Below are 278 nucleotides of genomic sequence, written 5' to 3'. Positions count from 1 at the left end.
CTGACAAATCTTGGCTTTTTATGAGCAAGTATTTGCAACTTATATTACTCATAGTAAAGCGTCAGGATAAGCATTTTAATAAAGTTAACAAGCTTGGCGTTCGCATAAGAATGTCGTTAAAAAAGAACTCATCTCAAACAGCAATTATTGATGAGTTGATAGACATACATGACTCATCTGCCAATGTCTTTCAAAACTTCGCTGATATCGAATTATATGAACAAGATATGCGGCATAGGGAGGAGACAGGTTTAGTTAAGACTCACAATCTAGCTAAG

At 35.3% G+C, this 278-nt stretch carries 1 protein-coding gene; it reads left to right on the top strand.

Going from position 1 to position 278, the window contains the following annotated elements:
- Positions 1 to 32: 32 nt before the first annotated feature.
- The coding region (locus R0K30_RS21715; protein WP_410612887.1) for a hypothetical protein at positions 33 to 278 on the top strand (246 nt) is incomplete at its 3' end.

It is taken from the genome of Bacillus sp. SIMBA_154, from assembly GCF_046536015.1.
Lineage (GTDB): Bacteria > Bacillota > Bacilli > Bacillales > Bacillaceae > Bacillus > Bacillus pumilus_P.
This window is presented reverse-complemented; position numbering and strand designations above follow the sequence as displayed.